The sequence below is a fragment of the Microbacterium sp. 05T445 genome, from assembly GCF_056395865.1.
The window spans coordinates 858,602-882,228 of sequence record NZ_JBFTKJ010000002.1; the positions used below are offsets into that span (position 1 = coordinate 858,602).

Here is a 23,627-nt window from a genome sequence, read left to right on the forward strand (position 1 = left end):
GCCGGGGCGATTCAGGCTCGCCGAAGACGGGCGCGGTAGCGCGTCGCCTTGATCGCCGCGGCCACCTTGAGCAGCGGCGCCTCGCCGAATCGGTGATCGTCCGCGCGGACGAGACGCGCGGCGAGGTCGGGGCGCAGCTCCCACAGGTACTCGCGGCCCACCTCGGCGTGCGGGGAGTGCGAGACGATCTTGATGGTCTCGGCATCCTCGATCAGCGGGATCGCGTTGCGGATGTTCTCCTCGGTCGTCGTGCTGTCGAGATCCAGCCGGATCGGTCCGGCGTAGCCGCGTTCGCGGGCGTACCTGGCCATGAGTTCCGCCTCCGGCACGTCGCCGGCGACGGTGCCCCCGCACAGCACGAGCACGCTCTCACGGGCCTGCGGGCTCCGCGATCGGAGGCCGACGCGCACGCGGTAGCGGTTGACGAAGTTGGCGCGCTCGCCGTGATCGCGATAGCCCAGCACCACGACCGCCTCGGAGCAGCCGGGGCGCGCGGGTCCGCCGAGCCGGCGGCGGGATGCACGCCAGTCCACGTACTCGGCCCACGCGAGCACGCCACCGGCGACGGCGAGGAGAGTCAGGGGGAGGGCGAGGCGGCGCACTCCTCGACCCTAGGCGCAGAGACGATGTACGCCCCGGTCGGACCCGGCATTCGCGAGCGGAGCCCCCGCACTCGGGAGCCGCGGCGTCTCAGTGGCGCGGACGGACGAGCGCGGTTCGCGATGCTCGCCGGGCGGCCACGCTCAGCGCGGCCCCGCCCGCGATGAGAGCCCCGGCGGCGGCGAGGAGCGGCCACGCAGCCGAGTCGGGCCCCGAAGCGGCGAGCTGAGGCCCCGGCGGGAGGGGAGGCGCGGCGGGGCCGGGAGCGACCGGCGGGACGGCTGCTTCGGGTTGGACCACGACCGTCGGTGCGGTCGCCGTGAGCGTCTGGGGATCGTCGGGGAGACCTGGAAGGGCGATCGGCGCGGGCTCGACGTACCCCGGTGGAACGATCACGACCGCCTGATACCCGGCGTCGGACTGTTCCAGCTCGACGGTGTACGTGCCGGTGGTGGGGTCGACGGGGATGGTGAGGGGCGTGTCGTCGATGCCGAGCACGGGCTCGCCGTTGGGCTGCTCGATCTGGACGACGGTACCCGGCGGCGCGACGGTCCCGGCAGGCGGGTCGGGCGTGGTGACCGTCCCCGTGATGATCACCTTCGGCGCCGGGCTCGCGAGCCACAGCTGCGCGGTGGGGAATCCGTCGCGGATGCCGAAGGTGATGCGGATGCTGCGCACCGCGGCGTCGGGCTGGAACCACCCGTACGCTCCCGCCGTGTCGCGCCCCGCGGCAGGCGCGCCGGGAAGGCTGTTGCCCCGGAGCGTGCCGGGGACGTAGTTGATCCCGTCGAAGGTCTCGTTCGCGGTGACCCAGACCGGCGCATCCGTGTACGGGCCGCTCGCGCACGCGCCGGGCCGAGGGGTCGTTGCGCAGTAGTTGCCGGCCGACTGGAACCCGAGCGCGGTGAAAGGGAGCGGCCCGGTCAGCCCAGGGCCCGAGAACGCCTCGATGAACGCCCAGTCGGCGTCGATGTCGCCGAGGGCGAACCCCCAGCCCGCCGGAGGCGCGGCGTCGAACGAGATGGTCGTGGTCGAGTTGCCGGTGCCTGCCGGCGCCAGGGTGAGGTACGGCTGCGACCGGGTGGAGCCGTACTCGGCGCCGAAATCGGTCCCTGCGCCGAGGAACGCGGTCACACCGGAGGGCGCAGCCAGGGTCGACCCCGTCGAGGTCACCGTGGTGCCAGGGAAACCGGCCGAGGCGGCGAAGGTCGGCGTCGCGGCGAAGGCGCCCGACGAACCGGATACGCTCCACGTCGGGAAGACGCCCACCTCTCCGGCGGCGACGGCCTGCGCGGAGGCCGGGACCGCCGCGAGGAACCCCGCGAGGGCGAGGGCGCAGATGGTCAGGCGGGCGCGCGGGGCCGAGAGCGGCATCCGTTCCTCCGATCCGTCCGGCCTGGCGTACCGGACACCTCCCTGGGCGGCCCTTCCCCGGGGGCCATCCCACCATGCCGGTCGCGGCCCGCACAAGGGCGGATTCACGCGTCGCGGCCTCGGATCCGCGACCCGCAACCCCGCGCGAGCGCCGGGTGCCGGCATGGCATGATCCGAGGGTGCCCCTCGACCGGATCGCCCTCATCGCCGACGTCCACGGCAACCTGACCGCGCTCGAGGCCGTGCTCGCCGACATCGCGGGCCGTGGCATCACCCGGATCTTCAATCTCGGCGACAACGTCGGCAAGGGCCCGCGAGGCAGCGCCGTGACCGAGCGTCTGCGCGACGTCTGCGAGGTGAACCTCCGCGGCAACTGGGACGATCTCATCGGGCACGTCTTCGACGAAGAGCCCGCAGAGTTCCGCTGGTGGCGCGACGAGCTCACACCGGCGCAGCTCGCATGGCTCGAGCAGCTGCCGCTCAGTCACGACCTCGTCATGAGCGGGCGCCGCGTCCGCCTCTTCCACGCCTCGGCGCAGAGTCCGCACGTGCGCGTCGGGCACCGGCACACCGACGCTGAGTTCGACGGGATGTTCCGCAGGACGCCGATGACCGGCGACGGGCCCGAGCCCACCGTCGTCGGCTACGGCGACATCCACCACACGTACCTTTCGGCGCGTGACGGACGCACGCTCTTCAACGTCGGGAGCGTGGGGAACCCGCTCGACGAGCCGAACGCCGCCTATGTGATCCTCGAAGGCGTCCTCGACGCGCCCGACGCCGCCCCGTTCGAGGTCCGCTTCGTGCGCGTGCCGTACGACGTCGACGCCGAGGTCGCCGAGGCGCATCGCGCGCTGATGCCGCTGAGCGACGTGTGGGAGATCGAACTCCGTACCGCCGTCTACCGCGGACGGCAGCGGTGAGCGCAACGGCGGCGACGACACCGCCGGGGCCCGCCGCGCCGTTGTCGCGGCCGATCGTCGCCGGGGTCGTGACGGCGCTCGTCGGCGTCACGAGCTCGTTCGCCGTCGTGCTCACCGGTCTCGACGCCGTGGGCGCGTCGCGCGCGCAGGCGGCGAGCGGACTGCTCGTGCTGTGCCTCACGATGGGAGTATCAGCGATCCTCCTTGCGTGGCGGTACCGCATGCCGATCACGGTCGCCTGGTCGACGCCCGGCGCCGCAGTGCTCGCCGCCACCGGTGCCGTGGAGGGCGGATGGGGCGCAGCGGTCGGCGCGTTCCTCGTGACGGCGGGCCTGATCCTGCTGACGGCGCTGTGGCCGCAGCTGGGCGGACTCATCGCGCGGATCCCGCCCTCGATCGCGCAGGCGATGCTCGCGGGGGTCCTGCTGCCGCTGTGCCTCGCACCGGTGACGGGGCTGGTGGTCAACCCATGGGGCGTCGTACCGGTCCTGCTGACCTGGCTCGTCTTCGTGCGGGTCGCTCCGCGATGGGCGGTTCCGCTCGCGTTCGTCGCGGCATCCGTCGTCGTCGGGGTGCATCTCGCGACGACCGGGGCGACCATCGATCCTGCGGCGCTCGTGCCGCGGCTCGAGTTCACCGCGCCGACGCTGACCGTCGGCGCCGTCGTCGGCTTGGCGCTGCCGCTCTTCCTCGTGACGATGGCGTCGCAGAACGTGCCGGGCGTCGCGATCATGCGCAGCTTCGGGTACGACGTGCCGTGGCGCCCGGCGATGCTCGTGACCGGTGTCGGCACCGCCCTCGGGGCGACCGCCGGGGGCCACGCGATCAACCTCGCGGCGATCAGTGCGGCGCTCGCCGCGGCGCCCGACGCCGACCCCGATCCTCGGCGCCGCTGGGTGGCCGGCGTGTCGACCGGAGCGAGCGGCATCGTGTTGGGCGGCCTCTCGGCGGCGCTGGTGGCGTTGGTCGTCGTCGCGCCGGATGCCGTCATCCCGGCGGTCGCCGGCATCGCGCTGTTCGGGGCGTTCGGCGGCGCCGTGCAGCAGGCCATCGACGACCCAGGGGAGCGGCTGCCCGCAGTCGTCACGTTCCTCGTTGCGGCGTCGGGTGTCGCGATCGCCGGCGTCAGCGCCGCGTTCTGGGCGCTCGTCGCGGGCCTGGTGGTGCGTGAAGTGCTGCACGCCGGGCGCCGCACGCGCTGAGGGGGAGGCGCCGTCTCAGCGGCGAGCGGCTCGCCGCCGGGCGAGCGCGCCGTATGCGCCGAGGAGGCGTGGCACGACGACGTACACGGCCAGCGGCACGACCACGGCCGTCAGCACCAGCGCGCGCAGGATCGGGTGCCACGACTCCGACACGGGGGCCAGCAGCAGCATGCCGATCGAGACGAGGGGGAAGATGGCGAGCCACGTCACGACCGCCCGCACGTGCACCGACGGGGGAGCGGTCGCGGGCACCGGCGCCGCGGGAGTGTCATCGACGGAGGTCGTGTCGGTGGCGGTGTCGCTCATGAGACTCCTTGCGATGGCGGCGAGGCGATGGAGTCATGCAAGCGCGGCGGGCCGCGGTGTATTCCGGCGGCCCGGATGCCGTCAGTGCAGCGTGCCCCCGGGCACCGTCGCATCCGTCGCGACGTCGAGGGTCGTCCGCACCGCGATCTCGAGCGCGCGGGCGATGTCGGCGATCGGAAGGGTGGCGGCATCCGGCGACGGTGCGTGCTCGGCAGACCACGGAACGTGCACGAATCCGGCGCGGGTCGCGGATGCCGCAGCCTCGATCGCCGTGAAGAAGACGTGGTTGCACACGAACGTCCCCGCCGAGTACGAAAGCTCCGCCGGAACGCCGGCGTCGGCGATGCGACGCGTGATCTCCTTGACCGGAAGCGTCGCGAAGTGCGCGGCAGGGGCACCCGGGACGCTCGGCACTTCGATCGGCTGTGCGCCGTCGTTGTCGGGGATGCGCGCGTCGACGAGGTTCACCGCGACGCGCTCGACAGCGATCGCGGCACGTCCACCCGCCAGCCCGACCGCGATCACGGCGTCCGGCCGATGCTCGGCGATGAGCCCTCGCAGGCGCGCGGCCGCGCTGTCGAAGGTCACCGGCAACACGGCGGTGACGAGCCGCTCAGGCCCTGCCCACTGCTCGGCGACCAGGTGGACCGCCTCTCCCGAGGGGTTCGCTGTGTCGCCGCCGAACGGCTCGAATCCGGTGAGGAGCACGGTGGTCATCGGACCAGGCTAGGCGGTCGGCGCGAACACGACGGTGCCGGTCGCGATGTCCGCGGTCACCAGCCGCACGCGCACCGTCGTTCCCGCCGGCGCATCGAGGCCGTCGACCTTGGCCGTCACGGGCGGCTCGGTCAGCTGCACGCGGGCGTCGCCGTTGCGCCGGCCCAGCACCACCGCCTCGAACGTGCGCTCCTCCCTGCCCGAGAGCAGCGCCGCCTCCACCCGGTCCAGCGTCGCCGCGCCGAGGCGTCCGGCGATACCGTCGCTGCGCCCCATGAGCTTCGGCAGCGCGGGGAGGCTCTCGCGCACCCATGCGGGCACGTGGCGGTCGTTCCCGAGCGCTTCGCACACCACGAGCGACCACCGGTCGACGAGCCGGCGCAGCGGCGCCGTGGTGTGGGCGTACGGCGCGCCGATCGCCGCCTGCGCCGGGTCTTCGGGCGGCGTCCCGTCGAACGCGACGTAGCCGGCGCCCCGGAACAGGCCGGAGGCGGCTTCGAGGATCGCCAGCGCCGCGGGCGCTGCCCGATCCAGGCCGCGGAGGTAGTCGCCGTAGCGGACCTCCGGGCGCCAGGGGATGCCGAGCGCCGCGGTCTGTGCGCGGAAAGCAGCGATGTCGTCGGCGTCGGCCGCCGGCATCGTGCGGAGGACTCCCACGCCGCCGCGCAGCATGATCTCGGCGGCGGCCATCCCGGTCAGCAGCGACACCTGGGCGTTCCAGTCCTCGACCGGCAGCGGTGCGTCGCGCTCCAGGCGGTAGCCGGCGTCGTCGCCGACGATGCGGGTCTCCGGCACGTTCAGGCTCGCGCCTCCGCGCTCGGCCTCCCGTTCGAGGCGGAGCGGACCGAACCAGGCGAGCGTCTGCAGCTCGGGCGGTGCGGTCCCCGTGTCGATCGCGGCCTGCGCGCCGGCGTAGTCCCATTGGCGCCGCGAGCGGATGACGGCCCGGCGCAGCGTCGTGCGCACCGCACGCGCGCCCTCGTCGAGATCGAACCGCCACACGTATGCGCGACGGTCGCGCCCCGGCAGGAGGGATGCCGCGTCCTCGCTGATCGCGGGCGGATGCAGCGGAATCCTGCCGTCCGCTGCGTACAGGGTCTGTCCCCGCAGCCGCGCCTCGGCGTCGATCGGTCCGTCCGGCGCCACGAACGCGGGCACATCGGCGATCGCGTAGTGGAGCACGGCCCCGTGCGCGGTGCGCTCGAGGTGCATCGCCTGATCCAGATCCTGCGACCCGGCGGGATCGATCGTCAGGAACGCGATGTCGCGCAGGTCATCCAGCTGTGCGCGCGCCGGATCGAGAGCGACCTCCTGCGCGGCCCGTCGCGCCTCCGCCTCCGCCTCCACGGTGAAGCCGTCGGGCAGGTCGAGCTCGTCGCGCAGCTGCGCCAGCGACTCGACGAGCTCGTCGTGCACACGACTGGGGACGAGTCGAGGTCGGCGTGCGGGCACCCGCTCAGTGTAGGCATCGGCGCCCGACTCGCGTCGGGCATCTTGGGCGTGCAGAGCACCACCACGCGGTCCTCCACAGGCTGTTCGGACTGGTCGGGAACCATCTCCGCGTTCGCGGACACTACTGGATATGAGCGACGACCAAGACGCCGCCCTCTGGGGCCGGGTGCGCACGGGCGACGAGTCCGCGCTGGGCATCCTGTTCGACCGGCACGAGGCACGGCTGTTCCGGCATGCGTGTCGTCTGCTCACTTCGCGGGAGGACGCGAAGGATGCCGTCACCATCGCGTTCTTCGAGCTCTGGCGCAAGCGCGAGAACGTGCGCCTCGTGGACGGGTCACCGCTTCCGTGGCTGCTCAACGCAGTCGCGAACTGTGCGCGCAACCTGGAACGGTCGGGGCGGCGCTACCGGACGCTGGTCGAACGAGCGCCGGTCCGTGACGAGCACGGTCATCCCATCCTCCACGACGAGAGCGGAGTGCTGGCCGCGCTCAAGCGGCTCTCGCCGCGTGACCAGAGCGTGATCGTCCTCACAGTGCTCGAGGGGTACCCCGCGAACGCCGCCGCAGAAGCGCTCGGCATCCCGGTCGGGACGGTGAAGTCCCGCCTCTCACGAGCGAAGGCGAAACTCCGCGACGAGATCTCGGCACTGGAGGCATCATGGGCCTGAACGAAGACGAGCTGACCCCCCTGGAGCGCGGCGCGCTGCGCGAACGCCTGCTGTCGGGGGCGCGGACGATCAAACCCGTCGGGCATCACCGCGCGGCGTGGATCTCGGGCACCGTCGCTGTTGCGATGGTGGCGGTTCTCGCCGGCGGGGTCTTCGGGGTCTCGACCTTGCTCGGAGCCGACCAGCCGGCCCCGGTGAGCACGGACGCGCCGACTCCTTCGGCGAGTCCGAGCCCGACGCCGACGGCTACCCCGACCACGGAGCCGATCGGGCCGGGTGCGGCCGCCTCCCTCGGCGTCATGCCATTCGGCGGTGACTGCTCGAACGTTCTGACCGACAACGAGGCGGCCGACGCGGCGGGCCAGGACATGTCACGTTCCGACTACCCCTGGCAAACGGGCGGGCTCGCGGTCTCAGGTGGGATCGACTGCCTGTGGCTCTCGACCGGCGAGTACCTCGGGGCATTGGTCAACGTGTACGCCTATCCCGATGGCATCGTCCCCGCTGATGTGCGCGCGGTCACGCGCACCGGATGCGAGCCGACCGAAGACGGCGAGCGCATGATCTGCGATGCGAGCGGGGTCCGGGATGGCGTCTGGCTGCTCGTCAGGACGACAGGCTACGCCCAGGCTGTATCGGCTGAGGGCACGCGGGCCGCCTTCGCCGCAGCAGCCGCGCGGTTGGCTGACTTCCGCGCTCCCGAGACAGCCGATCCGACGGAGCTCTGGTGGGGTGCCCTGAACTGCGACGACTTGGCTGGGGATCTCGACCCGAGAACCTACGGATTCGAGCGGGTCACAGTGCTCGACTACTCGCCTGAGGCACCCCAGCAGACGACGCCGCATCCGAATCAGATCGCCTCGCCGGACAGCAGGGCATCCAGCTGCGACCTGCACCTGACGTCGGGGACGGGGCCGGAGTACGCCGACGGCGCCGGCGTAGGGGTCGCGACCGTGCCCGGGGGAGCGGTGAGCTTCGCGACGGTCGAAGCGGCCGAGTACTCGGAACCTGTCGAGGTCACGGGGGCGGTCTCGGCCAGGTGGGTGCCCGGCCTGGATCGTTACGAGGGATCCGCGAACATCCTTGCGGTCTCCGACGGCGTGAACGTCCTCATGCTCTCGGGCGACGGGTCCGTCGACGGAGTCGAGCTTCTCGTCTCGATCGCCGAAGCGGTGCTGGCGGAGCTCGGCTGAGGCGCGGCATCCGCTCGCTCTAGACTTGGTCCTCGTGGTCACCCGTCTGTCGAACTTCTTCCTCCGCACCCTCCGTGAAGACCCCGCCGATGCCGAGGTCGCGAGCCACAAGCTGCTCGTGCGCGCCGGCTACATCCGCCGGCAGGCAGCAGGCATCTTCGCCTGGCTGCCGCTGGGCCTGCGGGTGAAGGCGAAGATCGAGCAGATCATCCGCGAGGAGATGACGACCGCGGGCGCCCAGGAGGTGCACTTCCCGGCGCTGATGCCGCGCGAGCCGTACGAGGCGACCGGCCGTTGGGACGAGTACGGCGACCTGCTGTTCCGCCTGCAGGACCGCAAGGGCGGCGACTACCTGCTCGCGCCGACGCACGAAGAGGCCTTCACGCTGCTCGTGAAGGACCTGTACTCGTCGTACAAGGACCTGCCGCTGACGATCTACCAGATCCAGGACAAGTACCGCGACGAGGCGCGCCCCCGCGCGGGCCTGCTGCGCGGCCGTGAGTTCACCATGAAGGACGCGTACTCGTTCGACGCCTCCGACGCCGGGCTCGACGCCAGCTACATGGCGCAGCGCGACGCGTACGAGCGCATCTTCCAGCGGCTCGGTCTCGAGTACGTGATCGTCCAGGCGGATGCCGGAGCAATGGGCGGTTCGCGTTCCGAGGAGTTCCTGCACCCGACCGCGGTCGGCGAAGACACCTTCGTGCGGTCGGCCGGCGGCTATGCGGCGAACGTCGAGGCGTACACCACGACCGCGCCCGAGCCCATCGCCCTGGATGGCCTCGGCGCCCCGGTGATCTTCGACTCGCCGAACACCCCGACGATCCAGACGCTCGTCGACCACGCCAACGCCCACCTCGACGCTCCTTCGCCGGGGATCGCCGGCCCCGCCACGGCGGACGCCCAGGAGTGGCTCGCCGCCCACACGCTCAAGAACGTCGTGCTCGCGCTCACGCACCTCGACGGCACGCGCGAACTCGTGATCGTCGGTGTTCCCGGTGACCGCGACGTCGACGACAAGCGTGTCGAGGTGGCGTTCGCCCCCGCCGAGGTCGAGGCGGCGACGCCCGAGGACTTCGAGAAGAACCCTCTGCTGGTCAAGGGCTACATCGGTCCGTGGTCCGAGACCGGGGCGGTGCTCGGCGAGGAGTCGGCCACCGGCATCCGGTACCTGCTGGACCCCCGCGTCGTGGACGGCACCGCATGGGTCACCGGCGCCAACATCGACCAGAAGCACGTGCACACCCTCGTCGCCGGCCGCGACTTCGTCGGCGACGGATACGTCGAGGTGGCCACGGTGCGCGAAGGCGACCCGGCTCCCGACGGTTCCGGTCCTGTCGAGCTCGCGCGCGGCATGGAGATCGGGCACGTCTTCCAGCTCGGACGCAAGTACGCCGAAGCGCTGGGACTGAAGGTCCTCGACGAGAACGGCAAGCTCGTGACCGTCACGATGGGCTCGTACGGCATCGGCGTCACCCGCATCCTCGCGATCATCGCCGAGCTCAACAACGACGACAAGGGACTCATCTGGCCGGCCTCGGTCGCGCCGTTCGACGTGCAGGTGGTCGCGGCCGGTCGCGACCAGGTCGCGTTCGACGTCGCCGAGCAGCTGTCGGCCGAGCTCGAGGCATCCGGACTCGACGTGCTCTACGACGACCGCCCCAAGACCTCCCCGGGTGTGAAGTTCGGCGACGCCGAGCTCATCGGGGTGCCGCAGATCGTGATCGTCGGCCGCGGCGCCGCCGAGGGTCAGGTCGAGCTCTGGGACCGCCGCACCGGCGACCGTGAGGTCGTTCCGGTCGCCGAGGTCGTCGCGCGCCTGCGCGGCTGAGTCCGCCCGCTTCGCGAGAGCCGCGAGCACGCCCGATCCGTGGCGTCCTCGCGGCTCTCGCCGTTCGCCGCGGTCGCGCGGCACGCTCGGCGCCCCGACTCCCGTCGCCGGGAACCGGGGCGGGCCGGCATCCGACCCGCGCCCGCCGCCCTGGTGTCGCGGACTCCGGTGGGTCAGGATGACGCGCATGGGGCGGTTCCTGCTGACGACGATGCCGTTCACCGGTCACGTCGCGCCGATGACGGCGATCGCGCGGCACCTGGTGCAGCGCGGTCATGACGTACGGTTCTACACCGGGCCTCGCTTCCGCGCACGGGTCGAGGCGAGCGGCGCGCGACTGGTGCCGTGGCAGGTCGCCCCCGACTTCGACGAGAACGACATGACGGCCACGTTCCCGCGCCTGGTCGGCAAGAAGGGCATGCGGCAGCTGCTCGTCAACGTGGTCGACTGCTTCATCGGCACGGCGGCGGCGCAGGTCGCCGACCTGACCGCGGAGTGGGAGCGCGAGCCGTGGGACGCGCTCGCCGCCGATGAGACCTCGATCGGCGCGGTGCTGTTCAGCGAGCGGAATCGGATGCCGTGGGCCACGGTCGCGCTGCTCCCGCTGAATCTGCCAGGCCCGGCAGGACCGCCGAGCGGCATGGGCCTGCGGCCGGGCACGAACCCCGTCACGCGGCTGCGGGACGCCGCGCTGCGGCGGGCCGTACCGCTCATCTCCCGGTCACTGGTGCGTGCGATCGGCGAGGCGGAGCGCGCGGTGGGCATGGCGCCCAGCGGGCTCACGATGGACCGCCTGGTGTTCTCGCAGACGCTGATCGTCGCCAGCGGCTCGCCGCTGCTGGACTACGGTCGCACCGACCGCCCCGAACACCTCAGGTTCGTCGGTGAGCTGGCGGCGCAGACAGCGCCGTCGCCCGGCGAGCTGCCGGAGTGGTGGCGCGACCTCGATGGGCGCCGCGTGGTGCTGGTGACCCAGGGAACGCAGAACATCGACCCCGACGACCTGCTGCACCCGGCGCTGGCCGCCCTGGCGGGCCGCGACCTGCTCGTGGTCGCGACCACCGGCGTGGCAGGGCGCGACACGCTGCCGATCCCCGTGCCGTCCAACACCCGGGTGATCGGCTTCGCCCCGTTCGGCGCGCTGCTGCCGCGCGTCGATCTCGCGATCACCAACGGCGGATGGGGTGGCACGCTCGCGGCCCTCGGCGAGGGGATCCCGCTCGTGGTCGCCGGCGGAGATCTGGACAAGCCCGAGGTGGCCGCGCGCGTGGCGCACAGCGGCGCCGGGGTGAACCTCCGCACCGGCACGCCGAAAGCCGCCGCCGTCGCCGCGGGCGTCGACCGTGTGCTCGGCGAACCGGCCATCGCCGCGGCGGCTGGGCGCGTCGCGGCCCAGCTGCGGTCCCTGGGCGGCCCGGCCCGCGCCGCGGAGCTGCTCGAGGGCATGCTCTGACGCGCGCACGCCGGGCCGCGGCATCCGCTGTTCACGTCCCGGCCACCACACCGCTCCCGTCGATCCGCCCGGCGTGGCACGCTGGCCTCATGCGCCCGACCGACACCGGAACCATCCCGCACACCGTCACCGAGGAGCTGCGCGCCACGATCGCCGCTGCCGGCATCACGGAGAACGTCGATCTCGTCGCCCGCATCCTCGCGACGGGGATCGGCCTGGGAATGGACGGCGGCGACCGGCTGGATCTGAAGATCGTCAGCGCCGCCCTGACCGAGATGCGGGCGGCGTACCGGCTGTTCGCGCCGTACGAAGACATCCCGAAGGTCACGATCTTCGGCTCCGCCCGCACGCGGGAGGAGGACGCGCTGTACCGGCAGGCGTCCCAGACCGCGTCCGCGCTCGCCGCGCGCGGCTGGATGGTGGTGACCGGTGCCGGCCCCGGCATCATGCAGGCCGCAGCCGAGGGTGCGGGCCCCCACAACTCCCTCGGCGTCTCGATCCGGCTGCCGTTCGAGGAGAAGCCCAACGCCGTGGTCGGCGACAACGCGCGCAATGTCGCGATGAAGTACTTCTTCACCCGCAAGCTCATGCTCGTGAAGGAGTCCCGCGGCTTCGTGTGCGTGCCCGGCGGCTTCGGCACGCTCGACGAGATGTTCGAGCTGCTCACCCTGCAGCAGACCGGCAAGGCGGATCCGACGCCCGTCGTGCTCCTGGACGCCCCGGGCGGGACGTTCTGGGCGGGCCTGCAACGCTTCGTCGACGACCACCTCATCCCGTCCGGAGTCATCTCGGCCCACGACTTCGACCGTGTGCTCGTCACCGACTCCGTCGAGGCCGCGGTCGACGAGATCACGGGCTTCTACCGCAACTACGACTCGCTGCGCTGGGTGGGCAAGCGCCTGGTGCTGCGGCTGAAGGCCGAGCCGACGGATGCCGAGGTCGAGATGCTGAACGCGCGCTTCGGTGCTCTGCTCACCGATGGCCGTATCGAGCGCAGCGCGCCGCTTCCCGTCGAGATCGAGGACGACGACGAACTCGAGCTGCCGCGCCTGGTGCTCCGGCTCGACCAGTTCCGCGTGGGCGAGCTCCACCGGATCATTCGCGCCCTCGACGCGCTGGAGTCCGCCCCCGCCGCGTGATCCGTGCCCGCCTCGAGGGGAGGGCGGCCGGCAGGTGACGGCATCCGCCTCTGGATGAGGCCGTTCTCATCGCGACGTCGCCGAGCGTTCACCGAGGGTTCCGCCGGCCTTCGCCGAGGGCGGAGAGGCTGGGCGGCGTTCGAAGCCCCCGACTCGCCGAGAGGACGCCCGTGAGCATCGTCGAAGGATTCCGCCGCTCCCTTCCCATGGCCGGCCACGTGCAGGGCAAGCGCCTCGCAGCGACCTGCCAGTACAAGTGCGCCAATGCCTGCCTGGGTCCGGAATGCAACTCGTCTCACAACGAGACCTTCCAGGAGGTGGCCTCGGCCGCGCTGTCGCGCCGGGCACTGCTCGGCCTGGGCGCCGCCGGCGCCCTCGCGATCGCCGTGGGCGGCCTGCGGGCTCAGGCGCCGCTGTCGGGCCCGGGCTCAGCCGGTGTCGGGGGAGCGGGCGCGGCGTTCGGCCGCCCTGCGAACGGCAGCCTGTCGTTCGATCCGATCGCGCCGGTGAACCGGCTCGTCGACGAGCTCACCGTCCCGTCGGGATACACGTGGCGGCCGATCATCCGGTGGGGCGACCCGCTGTTCTCGAACGCCCCGGTGTTCGACATCGCCGGGCAGACCCCCGCCGCCCAGTCCCTGCAGTTCGGCTACAACAGCGACTACCTCGACATCGTCGCCGACCAGAGCGGCAAGACCGGCGTGCTGGTCAACAACCACGAGTACGTCAACCCCGAGATCATGTTCCCGCCGTCCGCCGACCCCGTCGAGCTGCGGCGCCGCGGCGACGTCTACAAGGCTGCGCAGGGGATGTCGGTGGTCGAGCTCCGTCGCAGGCGCACCGGCGAGCCGTGGTCGTACGTCGTCGACGGCAAGCGCAACCGCCGCATCACCGTCGAGACGGTGTTCGAGCTCACCGGCCCCGCGGCCGGCAGCGACCTCGTCAAGACCGCCGCCGACCCCGAGGGCCGCTGGGTGCACGGCACGCTCGGCAACTGCGCCGGGGGCACCACGCCGTGGGGCACCATCCTCTCGGGCGAGGAGAACTTCAACGGCTACTTCGCATGGGCGGCCGACACCGCCGCGCAGAAGCGATACCAGTCGTCGTCATCGACGTCGACGTCGACCGGGTGGGAGAAGTACGACCCGCGCTTCGACGCGCACGATCCCGACTACGTCAACGAGCCCAACCGCTTCGGGTACATCGTCGAGATCGACCCGCAGGACCCGACGTCCACCCCGCGCAAGCACACCGCCATGGGCCGCTTCAAGCACGAGGGCGCGAACGTCATCGTCGCGGAGGACGGCCGCGTGGTCGCCTACATGGGCGACGACGAGCGCAACGACTACCTGTACAAGTTCGTCTCGAAGAACCGCATCTCGGGCTCGCGCAAGAAGAACCTGCAGCTGCTGAGCGAGGGCGACCTGTTCGTCGCGAAGTTCTCGGGCAACTCGCCGGCCGGCGAGATCACCGGCACCGGCACGCTGCCGAGCGACGGCCTCTTCGACGGCTCCGGTCGCTGGATCCCGCTCACGCAGAACGGCGTGAGCGCGGTGCCCGGCTTCACGACCGAGCAGGTGCTGGTGCACACACGACTGGCGGCGGATGCCGTGGGCGCGACGAAGATGGACCGCCCCGAGGACGTGCAGCCCAGCCCCAGGACCGGCAAGGTCTACGTGGCGCTCACCAACAACTCGGCGCGCTCGGCGGCCACGGTGGACGAGACCAACCCGGTCACCGGCAACCGCTACGGCCACGTCGTCGAGCTCACCGAGACCGCCGGGCAGTCCGGCACGACCTTCGGCTGGAGCATCCTGCTCCTGTGCGGCGACCCCGCCGTCTTAGCGAACTCGTACTTCGCCGGGTTCCCGAAGGAGCTCGTGTCGCCGATCTCGTGCCCCGACAACCTCGCGTTCGACTCGGCGGGCAACCTCTGGATCTCCACCGACGGCGCGCCCAGCACGATCGGGTTCAATGACGGGCTCTTCCTGGTGCCGCTGGAGGGCGCCGAGCGCGGCCACGTGCAGCAGTTCCTGTCCGTGCCCCGCGAGGCCGAGACCTGCGGCCCGGTGATCCACGACAACGACGGACTGGTGTTCGTCGCGGTGCAGCATCCGGGTGAAGGCGGTTCGTTCGCCGCGCCGACGTCGCTGTTCCCCGACTACGGCTCTACGGCGCCCGGCGACGTGGCGACGGCGCCGCGCCCCGCGGTGGTGCAGGTCTACCGCGCCTGATCGCGCACGAGGCGGCGGCACCGGGTGGATGCCGGAGGCCGCCGCCGTCGTCTGGTCTCGGCGCGCCGGGGGGTTTGCGTCGCGATGAGGCCGTGCGCCGGCGCTCGGTCGAATGCCCGCTCGGACCGCCCGCCCGGGAAGCCGATCTAGCATGGTTCGGATGATCCGCGAGGGCAGCCGGCCACCCAGGACCGGGTGGAGTGTGGTGCCGCGGCTGGTGCGCGGCGCCCCTCCGGTCGTGCTGGCGGCCGTGGGCGCCCTGTCGCTGCTGGTCGGACTGCTGATCGTGACGAGGCCGCTCACGTCGCTGCTGCTGCTCACCGTGTACGTCGGACTCAGCGCGATCTTCGCCGGCCTGGCTCGGGTGTTCGCGGCTCCCGAGACGCCGCTGTGGTCGCGCATCGGATTCGGCGCGGTGTGGATGGTGCTGGGACTGCTGATCCTGCTCGGCCTCGGCCGCACGCTCGAGCTCCTGCCCGAGATCATCGCGGTGCTGCTGGTGCTCGGCGGACTCGCGTCCCTCTACGACGCCGTCACCCGCGGCAGCGTGAGCCAGCGGGTGCTCGCAGGCGTCTGGGGCGGCGCGCAGATCGCCTTCGGCATCCTGTCGGTCGCGTGGCCCGATGTGACGGTGCTCGTCGTCGCCGTGGTGTTCGGAATCCGCACGATCGTGTTCGGAGCGACGCTGCTCGTGCGAGCGGTGCGAGCGTTCGTGGAGGGGAGGCGGTCCGTCCCGGCGACCGGCTCGGGGGAGGGGACGGATGCCGCGCCCCGACCGGGTGCTTTCCAGGGACGCACGGTGCCGCCCGCGCCGCACCCCCTCGCCGCCCGCCCCCGCAGCCGCGCGCGCTCGGCGTGGCTCGCGGCGGGGCGATACGCGCTGTCGGCCCTGCTGGTGGTGCTCGCGGTCGGGGGCTGGTGGGCGAACTCGTGGTTCGAGGACGGCGCGCAGGTGGTGGACGCCTTCTACGATCCGCCGACGGTGGTGCCCTACGAGCACGGACGCCTCATCCGCTCCGACGAGTTCTCGGGGCAGAAGCCGCCCGGGGCGGACGTGCACCGCATCCTCTACACGACCCGCGACGCGGTCGGTCAGCCCGCCGTCGCGAGCGCCCTGGTGATCGTGCCGCAGGATCCGCCGCCCGGACCCCGCCCCGTCGTCGTGTGGAACCACGGCACCACCGGCGTCGCCCGAGGCTGCGCCCCGAGCCTGCGCGACGCGTCCGCGACGAAATGGGCGATCCCCGGCCTCGACGACGCGCTCGCCCGCGGCTGGGTCGTGGTCGCCTCCGACTACTCCGGGCAGGGTGCGCCGGGCGTGTTCCCGTACCTCATCGGTCGCGGCGAGGCGCGATCGTCACTGGATGCCGTCATCGCGGCGCGCGAGCTTGAGGACCTGACGCTGTCGGCGCGCACGGTCGTGTGGGGGCATTCGCAGGGCGGGCACGCGGCGCTGTGGACGACGCAGATCGCCGACGAGTACGCGCCGCAGCTCGACGTGCGGGGGACGGCTCTGCTCGCCCCGGCGGCCGAGCCGGTAAAACTCGCCGAGGAGCTCACCCACGGCGACGCCAACGCCCTGCTGTCGATCCTCATCTCGTGGGTGCTGGTCCCGTACGCCGACACGTACGACGACGTCGACCTGGCGCGCTACATCGCGCCGGGATCGGAGGCGATCGTCCGCGAGATGACGCAGCGCTGCCCGTCCGAGCCCGGCGTGCTGGTTTCGGTGGCCGCGGCGCTGGGCGTCTCGGAGGACCGCCCGCTGTACGTCGGCGACCTCACCACCGGTGCCCTGGGCCGGCGCCTGGCCGACAACACCCCCACCGGTCCGTGGAGCCAGCCCATCCTCATCGCCTGGGGAGACCAGGACGAGGTCATCCCGCCGCATCTGCAGCGCGAGTTCGTCGATCGGCTCTGCGCGGACGGCAACCAGGTCCGCAGCCTCGAGTACCGCGGCTACGACCACCTGCGGACGCTGCTGCCGGGCTCGCATTTCGTTCCGGTCCTCATCGACTGGACGGATGCCCGCTTCCGCCACGCCGACACCCGCATCGACGACTGCCCGCCGTAGGCGGCCCTCAGGATTCGCGGTCCGCGCTGCCCGCGATCCACGGCCGCCCCAGCGGCACCACATGACGCCCCAGGGTGAGCCAGTAGAACTTCTCGATGCCCATGTAGGCGGCCAGGGCCGAGGCCACCAGCAGCAGCACGGAGCCGGCGATCCCCACCCCGGCGTAGCCGCTGAGCACCGCCGCGCCCTGCAGCGCGAGGCCGCCCGAGACCGCCAGCAGCGTCACGGGCAGGACGGTGTTGTGCGTCGCGCCGGCGGGTGCGTACGCGAGCGCGAGCACCGCGAACGAGAGCGCGAACAGTCCCCGGGCGGTCTGGGTGACCTCGAAGAAGCCGAGCTCCTCGCCCAGGAGGAAGCCGGGCACGACGATCCAGTACCACCCGAAGGTGTTGTAGACGAGGAAGTGGAAGTCGTCGCCGCTGAAGTACGACAGCATCCCCGCCGTGACCTGGACGACGCCACCGAAGACCGCCCCCACCCAGAACACCGAGCTCTCGTCCTGCAGCCCGAGATGCTCCAGCTGTGCGGTGACGGTCGCGATGACGAAGCCGAGCAGGCCGATGAGTCCGGGGTCCGCGGTCCGGCGGACGATCGCGCTGGAGGTCACGGGGCTCAGTCTGGCAGGACGCGGGCCGCAGCAGCAGGGGGACCAGGGCATCGATCGGCGCGGCATCCGATAATCTGGAGAGTCGCGGGGTCACCCGCGGACAATCGAACAACGCGAACTGAATACAGACCTGAAAATGGAGGGCTCCCGTGGACATCGATCTCGGACTGCTGCGGACCGTCGAGCGCGAGAAGGAGATCCCCTTCGACGAACTCGTGCACATCATCGAGCAGGCGATCCTGACCGCCTACGCCAAGCACACCTCGCCCACCGGAGAGCTGCCGGAAGGCGCCCGCTCGGAGCTGGACCGCAAGACCGGCCACGTCGCCGTCTACATCCCGCTCCTCGATGACGAGGGCGCCGTGATCGGCGAGGAGGAGTCGACTCCCGAGGACTTCGGCCGTATCGCCGCGTTCGCCGCCAAGCAGGTCATCAGCCAGCGTCTGCGCGACATCGCCGACGACGCGGTGCTGGGGGAGTTCCGCGGCAAGGAGGGCGACATCGTCGCCGGCATCGTGCAGCAGGGTCCGAACCCGCGCATGGTGCACGTCGACCTCGGCTCGGTCGAGGCGATCCTGCCTCCCGAGGAGCAGGTCCCGGGCGAGGACTACGCCCACGGCTCGCGCCTGCGCGTGTACGTGACCTCGGTCGCGAAGGGCCAGAAGGGCCCGCAGATCACGGTCTCGCGCACTCACCCCGGACTCGTCCGCAAGCTGTTCGCGCTCGAGGTCCCCGAGATCCCCGCGGGCCTCGTCGAGATCGTGTCGCTCGCCCGCGAGGCCGGCCACCGCACCAAGATCGCCGTGAAGGCCAACGACCCGTCGATCAACGCCAAGGGCGCCTGCATCGGCGAACTGGGCCGTCGCGTGCGCGCCGTCACCGAGGAGCTCGGCGGCGAGAAGATCGACATCGTCGACTACGACCCCGAGCTGGCGAAGTTCGTGGCGAACGCGCTGTCGCCGGCGAAGGTCACCTCGAGCTTCGTGCTGGATGCCTCCAACAAGGCCGTGCGGGCCCTCGTGCCCGACTACCAGCTGTCGCTCGCGATCGGCAAGGAGGGCCAGAACGCCCGCCTGGCCGCCAAGCTCACGGGCGCGAAGATCGACATCCAGCCCGACAGCATCCTCGAAGAGAGCTGAGCCCGGCGCCACACGGCGCTCGGCCCCACCGCCGAGGTGTAACATGGAACCTGTACGAACGTGCGTCGGATGCCGCACGCGTGCTCCCCGATCCACCCTTCTCAGGGTGGTTTCCATCGAATCCGTCCTCGTCCCCGACGAGCGCGCGTCGATGCCCGGGCGAGGCGCGTGGGTGCATGAGGCGACGGAGTGCGTGGATGCCGCGATCCGGCGCCGCGCCTTCGTGCGGGCATTGCGTGTGTCGGGCCCGCTTGACACGCAGACCATCGAGAAACGGCTGAACGGCTATGGAAACAAAGTGAACGGCTCGAAATGAGACCCGTCCGCGACTAACGGTCTGCCCTGCCTGGGTGGACCCAGACAGGAGAATTTGTGGCTGCCAAACCACGCGTGCACGAGATCGCTTCTGAGCTCGGCGTCGACAGCAAGGTCGCGCTGGAGAAGCTGAAGGCGCTCGGCGAATACGTCAAGAGCCCCTCGTCCACCATCGAACCCCCGGTGGCGCGAAAGCTTCGCGCTGCCCTCGAGGCCGACGGCGCCGGCCAGTCCGGTGCCGCGGTTCCGGCTGCGTCGACGCCGGCCGCGCCCGCGGCCAAGCCCGGTGCACCGGCCGCCAAGCCCGGTCCCGCCGCCAAGCCCGGTCCGGCCCGTCCGGCCGCGCCCGCAGCTCCGGCTGCGCAGGCGGCTCCCGCTGCCCCGGCGGCGAAGGCTCCGGCGGCGAAGGCTCCCGCGGTTGCTGCCGCCGCGCCCGCCGCGGAGGCTGCTCCCGAGGCTCCGGCCTCCGCGCCGGCTGCGCCCGGCGCACCCAAGCCCGGTCCCGCTGCTGCGACTCCGCAGCCGCCGCGTCCGGGTGGCACGCCGCGCCCCGGCAACAACCCCTTCGCCTCGTCGCAGGGCATGGGCCAGCGTCCCGCCGGCCCGCGTCCGGGCAACAACCCCTTCGCTTCGGCGCAGGGCATGGGCCAGCGCCCGACGCCCGGCAACATCCCGCGTCCGCAGGCTCCGCGTCCCGGCGCCCCGCGTCCGGGCGCTCCGCGCCCCGGTGGTGCGGGCCGTCCCGGTGGTGGCGGTCGTCCCGGCGCCCCCTTCCAGCAGCGTCCCGGCGGCCCCGGTCGTCCCGGCGGCGCCGGCGGCTTCCAGCGTCCTGGCGGCGCGCCCGGTGCGGGTGCGCCCGGCGGCTTCGCCGGTCGCCCGGGTGGCGGCGGCGGTCGCGGTCGCGGCCCCGGCGGTGGTACCGCCGGTGCCTTCGGCAAGGGCGGCGGCAAGTCGAAGCAGCGCAAGTCGCGTCGCGCGAAGCGGCAGGAATTCGAGATGCGGTCGGCGCCGGTCGTCGGCGGCGTCAACGTCCAGAAGGGCAACGGCGAGATCATCCGCATGCGCCGCGGCGCATCGATCGCGGACTTCGCCGACAAGCTCGAGGCCCTGCGCGGGTACACCGTGCAGCCCGGCACGCTGGTGACGATCCTCTTCAACCTCGGCGAGATGGCCACGGCCACCGAGTCGCTGGACGAGGCGACGTTCGAGGTGCTCGGCGCCGAGCTCGGCTACAAGATCCAGATGGTCTCGCCCGAGGACGAGGACAAGGAGCTCCTGGAGGGCTTCGGTCTCGACCTCGAGGCCGAGCTGGAGGCGGAGAGCGAGGATGACCTCGAGATCCGTCCTCCGGTCGTGACCGTCATGGGTCACGTCGACCACGGTAAGACGCGACTGCTCGACGCCATCCGCCAGACCAACGTGGTCGCGGGCGAGGCCGGCGGCATCACGCAGCACATCGGTGCGTACCAGGTCTGGACCGAGCACGACGGCATCGAGCGTGCGATCACCTTCATCGACACCCCGGGTCACGAGGCGTTCACCGCCATGCGTGCCCGTGGTGCGCAGGTGACCGACATCGCGATCCTCGTGGTCGCCGCCGACGACGGCATCATGCCGCAGACGGTGGAGGCGCTCAACCACGCCCAGGCGGCGAACGTGCCGATCGTGGTCGCGGTGAACAAGGTCGACAAGCCCGAGGCCAACCCGGCCAAGGTGCGTCAGCAGCTCACCGAGTACGGCCTGGTCGCCGAGGAGTACGGCGGCGACGTCATGTTCGTCGACGTCTCGGCGCGTCAGAACACCGGCATCCAGGAGCTCCTGGACGCGGTGCTGCTCACCGCCGACGCGGGCCTGGACCTCACGGCCAACCCGAACAAGGACGCCCGCGGTGTCGCCATCGAGGCGAAGCTCGACAAGGGTCGCGGTTCGGTGGCCACGGTGCTGATCCAGTCCGGAACGCTGCGCGTCGGCGACGCGATCGTGGCGGGCACGGCCTACGGCCGCGTGCGCGCCATGATCGACGAGAACGGCGACCCGGTCGAAGAGGCCTACCCCTCGCGTCCGGTGCAGGTGCAGGGTCTGAACTCGGTGCCGCGAGCCGGCGACACGTTCATCGTGACCGAGGAGGACCGCACGGCCCGCCAGATCGCCGAGAAGCGTGAAGCGGCCGAGCGCAACGCCCAGCTGGCCAAGGCCCGCAAGCGCATCTCGCTCGAGGACTTCACCCGTGCTCTCGAAGAGGGCAAGGTCGAGTCGCTCAACCTCATCATCAAGGGTGACGTGTCGGGTGCCGTCGAGGCGCTCGAGGAGTCGCTGCTCAAGATCGAGGTCGACGACTCCGTCCAGCTGCGGATCATCCACCGCGGTGTGGGTGCGATCACCGAGTCCGACATCAACCTGGCGACGATCGACAACGCGATCGTCATCGGCTTCAACGTCCGTCCCGACACGAAGGCGCGCGAGCGCGCGGCACGTGAAGGTGTGGATGTCCGGTTCTACTCGGTCATCTACAACGCGATCGACGACGTCGAGCAGTCGCTCAAGGGCCTGCTCAAGCCGGAGTACGAAGAGGTCCAGTCGGGCGTGGCCGAGATCCGCGAGGTGTTCCGCTCCTCGAAGTTCGGCAACATCGCCGGTGTCATCGTCCGCTCGGGCACGATCACGCGCAACGCCAAGGCGCGCGTCATCCGCGACGGCGTGGTCATCGCCGACGGCCTGGCGATCGAGTCGCTGCGCCGCTTCAAGGACGACGTCACCGAGGTGCGCACGGACTACGAAGCCGGTATCGGCCTCGGCAAGTACAACGACATCCAGGTGGGCGACGAGATCGAGACCACCGAGATGGTCGAGAAGCCCCGCGCGTAATCGCGCACGTGAGGGGCGCCCCGGTCCACGGGGCGTCCCTCACGCTTCGGAAGGAGCATCATCATGTCTTCGGAACGTCAGGCCCGCCTGGGCGACCGCATCCGCGTGATCCTGGCCGAGCGGCTCGAGAAGGGCCTTCGCGACCCGCGACTCGGGTTCGTCACGATCACCGACGTCCGCGTGACCGGCGATCTGCAGCACGCGTCCGTGTTCTACACGGTGCTCGGCTCGCCGGAGGAGCGCGAGGCATCCGCCGCCGCGCTGAAGTCGGCGACCGGGATGCTGCGCTCCGAGGTGGGCAAGCACCTCAACATCCGTCTCACCCCGTCGCTGGAGTTCATCCCCGACGCGATCCCCGAGAACGCCGGTCACATCGAGGACCTGCTGCGCGAGGCTCGTGAGCGCGACGAGGCCGTGGCGGGCATCGCCTCGAGCGCGACGTACGCCGGTGAGTCCGACCCGTACCTCAAGCCGAAAGAGTTCGACGAAGCGGACTGAGTCCCACGTCACTCACGACACGCCGTGCCCGGTTCCACCGGTCGCGGCGTGTCCGGTTTCCCGGCCGGTGATCAGGACGGCAGGCGCAGGACCCCGTCGGATGCCTCGGCCAGCCCGTCCGCGATGAGCGAGTCGATCGCGCGATCGCGTTGCAGCGGGTCGGGCCAGTCCGGCACCACCTCGGCGAGCGGAACGGCGTGGGCTGCGGCATCCCGCAGCGTCTTGAGCACCGCGCCCCTCGCCTGCCGGTCGCTGCCCTCGTAGCGCGCCTGCTTGCGGCGGTCGTCTCCGGTGTCGGGGTAGCCGGCGGCGCGCCAGGCGCAGCGGTCGGCGAGCGGGCACTGATCGCAGCGGGGCGTGCGGGCCGTGCACACGGTCGCGCCGAGCTCCATGGCCGCAGCATCGACGACGGCCGCCGTCTCCCGATCCGGCGGGAGGACCGCGGTCATCGCGTCGAGGTCGCGTCGTGCCGGCGGCCCGGGCTGAGCCCTGCCGTCGACGGCACGTGCCAGCACCCGCCGGGTGTTGGTGTCGACGACGGGATGCCGGTCGCCGTACGCGAACACCGCGACCGCGCGCGCCGTGTAGTCGCCGATGCCCGAGAGCGCGAGGAGCGCGTCGACGTCGCGCGGGACGATGCCGTCGTGGCGGTCGCGGATCTGGACGGCGGCGCGGTGGAGCCACAGCGCACGACGCGGGTATCCGAGGTTCGCCCACTGCCGCACGGCGTCGGCGGGAGCGGCTGCCGCGAGGTCGGCAGGTGTCGGCCAGCGCGCGAGCCACGCCTCCAGATGCGGGATGACCCGGTTCACGGGCGTCTGCTGCAGCATGAACTCGCTGACGAGCACGCCCCACGCCCCGAAACCGGGCCGCCGCCACGGCAGGTCGCGGGCGCTGTGCCGGTACCACTCGACCAGGGGAGCGGCGAGTTCGGGCATGCGCTCCAGCCTAAGTGGCCGGGGGCGGTGCTGTTCAGCAACGACCTCGTCACGAACGACGCGATCGAGAACTCCCGCGAAGGGAACTCGCATATCG

General features: G+C 71.8%; 20 protein-coding genes. 13 read left to right on the plus strand and 7 right to left on the minus strand.

Annotated elements, in window-relative coordinates; genetic code table 11:
• Positions 1 to 11: 11 nt before the first annotated feature.
• Together AC1DDU_RS13480 and AC1DDU_RS13485 are read right to left on the minus strand one after the other, a co-directional pair.
• On the minus strand, positions 12 to 602 hold the full coding sequence (locus AC1DDU_RS13480; protein WP_477434903.1) for a YdcF family protein: 591 nt from the start codon (positions 600 to 602) through the stop codon (positions 12 to 14).
• An 88-nt stretch (positions 603 to 690) separates the two neighbouring features.
• Positions 691 to 1,974 carry a hypothetical protein gene (locus tag AC1DDU_RS13485; protein ID WP_477434905.1) on the minus strand — a complete coding sequence of 428 codons (1,284 nt, stop codon included), beginning with the start codon at positions 1,972 to 1,974 and terminating at the stop codon, positions 691 to 693.
• A 179-nt stretch (positions 1,975 to 2,153) separates the two neighbouring features.
• Between AC1DDU_RS13485 and AC1DDU_RS13490 the strand changes: the two genes are divergently transcribed.
• Together AC1DDU_RS13490 and AC1DDU_RS13495 are read left to right on the plus strand one after the other, a co-directional pair.
• Complete coding sequence (locus AC1DDU_RS13490) at positions 2,154 to 2,897, plus strand: metallophosphoesterase family protein (RefSeq protein WP_477434907.1); 744 nt, start codon at positions 2,154 to 2,156, stop codon at positions 2,895 to 2,897.
• Positions 2,894 to 4,099, plus strand: coding sequence for a benzoate/H(+) symporter BenE family transporter (locus AC1DDU_RS13495; RefSeq protein ID WP_477434909.1), 1,206 nt, complete (start codon positions 2,894 to 2,896; stop codon positions 4,097 to 4,099). The genes AC1DDU_RS13490 and AC1DDU_RS13495 overlap by 4 nt, the downstream gene beginning before the upstream one ends.
• Positions 4,100 to 4,114: 15 nt before the next feature.
• Here the strand turns inward: AC1DDU_RS13495 and AC1DDU_RS13500 are convergent, their stop codons facing one another.
• The 3 genes from AC1DDU_RS13500 to AC1DDU_RS13510 form a co-directional block, all read right to left on the minus strand.
• Positions 4,115 to 4,405: a hypothetical protein gene (locus AC1DDU_RS13500; RefSeq protein WP_477434911.1), complete on the minus strand. Its 291-nt coding sequence runs from the start codon at positions 4,403 to 4,405 to the stop codon at positions 4,115 to 4,117.
• An 81-nt stretch (positions 4,406 to 4,486) separates the two neighbouring features.
• Positions 4,487 to 5,122 carry a pyroglutamyl-peptidase I gene (gene pcp, locus AC1DDU_RS13505; RefSeq protein ID WP_477434912.1) on the minus strand — a complete coding sequence of 212 codons (636 nt, stop codon included), beginning with the start codon at positions 5,120 to 5,122 and terminating at the stop codon, positions 4,487 to 4,489.
• A gap of 9 nt (positions 5,123 to 5,131) precedes the next feature.
• Positions 5,132 to 6,574: an RNB domain-containing ribonuclease gene (locus tag AC1DDU_RS13510; protein ID WP_477434914.1), complete on the minus strand. Its 1,443-nt coding sequence runs from the start codon at positions 6,572 to 6,574 to the stop codon at positions 5,132 to 5,134.
• Between the two features lie 130 nt (positions 6,575 to 6,704).
• Between AC1DDU_RS13510 and AC1DDU_RS13515 the strand changes: the two genes are divergently transcribed.
• From AC1DDU_RS13515 to AC1DDU_RS13545, 7 genes are all read left to right on the plus strand, one after another.
• Entirely contained in the window at positions 6,705 to 7,244 is a 540-nt protein-coding gene (locus AC1DDU_RS13515; protein ID WP_477434916.1) for an RNA polymerase sigma factor, read from the plus strand.
• Positions 7,235 to 8,437: a hypothetical protein gene (locus AC1DDU_RS13520; protein WP_477434918.1), complete on the plus strand. Its 1,203-nt coding sequence runs from the start codon at positions 7,235 to 7,237 to the stop codon at positions 8,435 to 8,437. Before AC1DDU_RS13515 ends, AC1DDU_RS13520 begins: the two co-directional genes overlap by 10 nt.
• 34 nt (positions 8,438 to 8,471) lie before the next feature.
• Entirely contained in the window at positions 8,472 to 10,268 is a 1,797-nt protein-coding gene (locus tag AC1DDU_RS13525; RefSeq protein WP_477434920.1) for a proline--tRNA ligase, read from the plus strand.
• A gap of 187 nt (positions 10,269 to 10,455) precedes the next feature.
• On the plus strand, positions 10,456 to 11,721 hold the full coding sequence (locus tag AC1DDU_RS13530) for a glycosyltransferase (RefSeq protein WP_477434922.1): 1,266 nt from the start codon (positions 10,456 to 10,458) through the stop codon (positions 11,719 to 11,721).
• Positions 11,722 to 11,810: 89 nt separating this feature from the next.
• Entirely contained in the window at positions 11,811 to 12,860 is a 1,050-nt protein-coding gene (locus tag AC1DDU_RS13535) for an LOG family protein (protein ID WP_477434924.1), read from the plus strand.
• A gap of 206 nt (positions 12,861 to 13,066) precedes the next feature.
• Entirely contained in the window at positions 13,067 to 15,094 is a 2,028-nt protein-coding gene (locus AC1DDU_RS13540; RefSeq protein ID WP_477436829.1) for a PhoX family protein, read from the plus strand.
• A gap of 160 nt (positions 15,095 to 15,254) precedes the next feature.
• Positions 15,255 to 17,168 carry a lipase family protein gene (locus tag AC1DDU_RS13545; RefSeq protein ID WP_477434926.1) on the plus strand — a complete coding sequence of 638 codons (1,914 nt, stop codon included), beginning with the start codon at positions 15,255 to 15,257 and terminating at the stop codon, positions 17,166 to 17,168.
• 7 nt (positions 17,169 to 17,175) lie between these two features.
• Here AC1DDU_RS13545 and AC1DDU_RS13550 read toward each other — a convergent pair whose 3' ends face one another.
• Positions 17,176 to 17,775: an acetate uptake transporter family protein gene (locus AC1DDU_RS13550; protein WP_477434928.1), complete on the minus strand. Its 600-nt coding sequence runs from the start codon at positions 17,773 to 17,775 to the stop codon at positions 17,176 to 17,178.
• 149 nt (positions 17,776 to 17,924) lie between these two features.
• On the opposite strand from AC1DDU_RS13550, the gene nusA reads away from it, so the two are divergent.
• From nusA to rbfA, 4 genes are all read left to right on the plus strand, one after another.
• The gene (nusA, locus tag AC1DDU_RS13555; protein WP_477434929.1) at positions 17,925 to 18,914 is read left to right on the plus strand and encodes a transcription termination factor NusA; all 990 of its coding nucleotides are present in this window, start codon (positions 17,925 to 17,927) and stop codon (positions 18,912 to 18,914) included.
• A 43-nt stretch (positions 18,915 to 18,957) separates the two neighbouring features.
• Positions 18,958 to 19,230: a YlxR family protein gene (locus AC1DDU_RS13560; RefSeq protein WP_477434931.1), complete on the plus strand. Its 273-nt coding sequence runs from the start codon at positions 18,958 to 18,960 to the stop codon at positions 19,228 to 19,230.
• 56 nt (positions 19,231 to 19,286) lie between these two features.
• On the plus strand, positions 19,287 to 22,094 hold the full coding sequence (infB, locus tag AC1DDU_RS13565) for a translation initiation factor IF-2 (protein ID WP_477434933.1): 2,808 nt from the start codon (positions 19,287 to 19,289) through the stop codon (positions 22,092 to 22,094).
• A 63-nt stretch (positions 22,095 to 22,157) separates the two neighbouring features.
• Positions 22,158 to 22,592: a 30S ribosome-binding factor RbfA gene (gene rbfA / locus AC1DDU_RS13570; RefSeq protein WP_477434935.1), complete on the plus strand. Its 435-nt coding sequence runs from the start codon at positions 22,158 to 22,160 to the stop codon at positions 22,590 to 22,592.
• A gap of 71 nt (positions 22,593 to 22,663) precedes the next feature.
• On the opposite strand, the gene AC1DDU_RS13575 is transcribed toward rbfA, so the two are convergent.
• On the minus strand, positions 22,664 to 23,530 hold the full coding sequence (locus tag AC1DDU_RS13575) for an HhH-GPD family protein (protein WP_477434936.1): 867 nt from the start codon (positions 23,528 to 23,530) through the stop codon (positions 22,664 to 22,666).
• Between the last annotated feature and the right edge of the window lie 97 nt (positions 23,531 to 23,627).

What these genes read in the sequence shown, in the direction of transcription:
- AC1DDU_RS13485 (WP_477434905.1), bottom strand. Translation starts at nt 1,974, where the DNA reads ATGCCGCTCTCGGCCCCGCGCGCCCGCCTGACCATCTGCGCCCTCGCC.
- AC1DDU_RS13500 (WP_477434911.1), bottom strand. Translation starts at nt 4,405, where the DNA reads ATGAGCGACACCGCCACCGACACGACCTCCGTCGATGACACTCCCGCG.
- pcp (WP_477434912.1), bottom strand. Translation starts at nt 5,122, where the DNA reads ATGACCACCGTGCTCCTCACCGGATTCGAGCCGTTCGGCGGCGACACA.
- AC1DDU_RS13515 (WP_477434916.1), top strand. Translation starts at nt 6,705, where the DNA reads ATGAGCGACGACCAAGACGCCGCCCTCTGGGGCCGGGTGCGCACGGGC.
- AC1DDU_RS13520 (WP_477434918.1), top strand. Translation starts at nt 7,235, where the DNA reads ATGGGCCTGAACGAAGACGAGCTGACCCCCCTGGAGCGCGGCGCGCTG.
- AC1DDU_RS13530 (WP_477434922.1), top strand. Translation starts at nt 10,456, where the DNA reads ATGGGGCGGTTCCTGCTGACGACGATGCCGTTCACCGGTCACGTCGCG.
- AC1DDU_RS13535 (WP_477434924.1), top strand. Translation starts at nt 11,811, where the DNA reads ATGCGCCCGACCGACACCGGAACCATCCCGCACACCGTCACCGAGGAG.
- AC1DDU_RS13540 (WP_477436829.1), top strand. Translation starts at nt 13,067, where the DNA reads ATGGCCGGCCACGTGCAGGGCAAGCGCCTCGCAGCGACCTGCCAGTAC.
- AC1DDU_RS13545 (WP_477434926.1), top strand. Translation starts at nt 15,255, where the DNA reads ATGATCCGCGAGGGCAGCCGGCCACCCAGGACCGGGTGGAGTGTGGTG.
- AC1DDU_RS13560 (WP_477434931.1), top strand. Translation starts at nt 18,958, where the DNA reads ATGGAACCTGTACGAACGTGCGTCGGATGCCGCACGCGTGCTCCCCGA.
- rbfA (WP_477434935.1), top strand. Translation starts at nt 22,158, where the DNA reads ATGTCTTCGGAACGTCAGGCCCGCCTGGGCGACCGCATCCGCGTGATC.
- AC1DDU_RS13575 (WP_477434936.1), bottom strand. Translation starts at nt 23,530, where the DNA reads ATGCCCGAACTCGCCGCTCCCCTGGTCGAGTGGTACCGGCACAGCGCC.